Below are 2,090 nucleotides of genomic sequence, written 5' to 3'. Positions count from 1 at the left end.
TGCAACCCCATCTCCACCCGGCTGATGAGGGGGAGGATAATATGGGGTGATGGGGGTGGGGATAAGTTTTCTGGCAAACGCGATGCGGCACCCTCCCCCTTGCGGGGAGGGTTGGGGTGGGGGATGGGCGGCAGGGCGCCGAAATCAGGCGCCGGTGCGCGGGAGCACCCCCTCCTAGCTTCGCTAGGCCTGTCGGCCAAGCTGCGCTACCTCCCCCGTCAAGGGGGAGGTGGGTGCGGTGTTTGGGACAGCGCCCCGCCATTCGCGCATAGCGCTTATGGCCTTCTCGCCTCAAATCTCTCCGCTGGAGAGATTTGCCCTGAGGGGCGGCTCCCCGCCATTCGCGCTTAGCGCTCATGGCCTTCTCGCCTCAAATCTCTCCGCTGGAGAGATTTGCCCTGCGGGGCGGCTCGAAGCCGCGAAAAGTGTTTTCGGCGATGGAGGCCGGTTTCATTTCGATGGAGAAGCCGGGGCGTTCGGGGGGCATGTAGGCGGCGTTGCGGATCACGCAGGGATCGAGGAAGTGCTCGTGCAGGTGATCGACATATTCGATCACCCGGCCATGCTTGGTGCCGGACACGGCCAGGTAATCGATCATGGAGAGGTGCTGGACATATTCGCAGAGGCCGACGCCCCCCGCATGGGGCCAGACCGGCTTGCCGTATTTGGCCGCCATGAGCAGCACGGCGAGCACTTCGTTCAGCCCGCCGATGCGGCAGGCATCGATCTGGACGATATCGATGGCGTCGCGGGTGATGAATTGCTTAAACAGGATGCGGTTCTGGCACATCTCGCCGGTGGCCACCTTGATCGGGGCGATGGCCTCGCGAATCTTGCGGTGCCCTTCCACGTCGTCGGGACTGGTCGGTTCCTCGATGAAATAGGGGTCGAATTTCTGCAGCGCCCTGATCCAGCCGATGGCCTGGTCGACCTCCCAGACCTGGTTGGCGTCGATCATCAGGTAGCGGTCCGGCCCCATGATGGCGCGGACGATCTCGAGGCGGCGGATATCGTCCTCGAGGTCGCGACCCACCTTCATCTTGATATGGGTGAAACCGCCGGCCACCGCCTCTTCGGCGAGCCGCGTCAGCTTGTCGTTGGAATAGCCCAGCCAGCCGGCCGAAGTGGTGTAGCAGGCATAGCCCTCCTGCCGCAGGCGGGCGATGCGCTCGGCCTTGCCGGGCTCGGCGCGCCGGAAGATGTCCAGCGCCTCCTCGGGGGTGATGGCGTCGGTGAGATAACGGAAGTCGATGATGGAGACGAGCTGTTCGGGACTCATCTCGGCGACATAGAGCCAGACCGGCTTGCCGGCCTGCTTGGCCAGGAGATCCCAGACGGCGTTGACCACCGCCCCGGTCGCCAGATGCATGGCGCCCTTGTCCGGCCCGATCCAGCGCAATTGGCTGTCGCCGGTGACGTGGCGCCAGAAGCGGCCGGGATTTTCCGCGATCCAGTCGACCTCCAGCCCCACGACACGGGAGGCCAGCGCTTTGATGGCGGCCTCCACGACTTCATTGCCCCGGCCGATGGTGAAGGTGAGGCCGTGGCCTTCATGCTCGCCATCGGTGCCCAGCACCACATAGGCGGCCGAATAATCGGGGTCCGGATTCATCGCGTCCGAACCATCGAGCGATGCCGAGGTGGGAAAGCGAAGATCGTGGGTGGTGAGGGTGGTGATCCTGGTCATTCGTAACTATCCAAAAGGCCCCTCACCCGCCGCTTCGCGGCGACCTCTCCCCCAGCGGGAGAGGTGGGGCATCGCGCCTGTCTTAGTTTGTCGGCCCTATCATCCCCGCCCCCTCCGGAGGCCTTCCGGTCAGGCCGTCCAGCCGCCGTCGATGACGTGGATTTGTCCGGTCGTATAGGTGGCGCCGGCGAGATAGAGAGCGAGGTCGGCGACCTCCTCGGGCCGGGCGATGCGGCCGATGGGCTGGCGGGCAATGAAGGCTTTGCGGGCGCCCTCGAAGTCGCCGGTGGCGTGCCAGCGTTCATGCAGGCTGGGGCTGTCCACCGTGCCCGGACAGATGGCGTTCACCCGGATATTGGACGTGGTGTAATCGGCGGCGATGGATTTGGTGAGCCCGATCACG

2 protein-coding genes are annotated in these 2,090 nt (G+C 64.9%); both read right to left on the bottom strand.

The genetic code is table 11. From position 1 onward, the window contains the following. Positions 1–370 precede the first annotated feature (370 nt). Positions 371–1,687: an L-fuconate dehydratase gene (locus A3840_RS01525; protein ID WP_067450842.1), complete on the bottom strand. Its 1,317-nt coding sequence runs from the start codon at positions 1,685–1,687 to the stop codon at positions 371–373. 129 nt (positions 1,688–1,816) lie between these two features. Next, the coding region (locus tag A3840_RS01520; protein WP_131798207.1) for an SDR family oxidoreductase at positions 1,817–2,090 on the bottom strand (274 nt) is incomplete at its 5' end.

Origin of the sequence: Devosia elaeis, assembly GCF_001650025.1 — a bacterium.
Lineage (GTDB): Bacteria > Pseudomonadota > Alphaproteobacteria > Rhizobiales > Devosiaceae > Devosia > Devosia elaeis.
This window is presented reverse-complemented; position numbering and strand designations above follow the sequence as displayed.

Excerpts from the sequence above, each read along its gene's own strand:
- A3840_RS01525 (WP_067450842.1), bottom strand. The coding sequence starts at position 1,687 with ATGACCAGGATCACCACCCTCACCACCCACGATCTTCGCTTTCCCACC.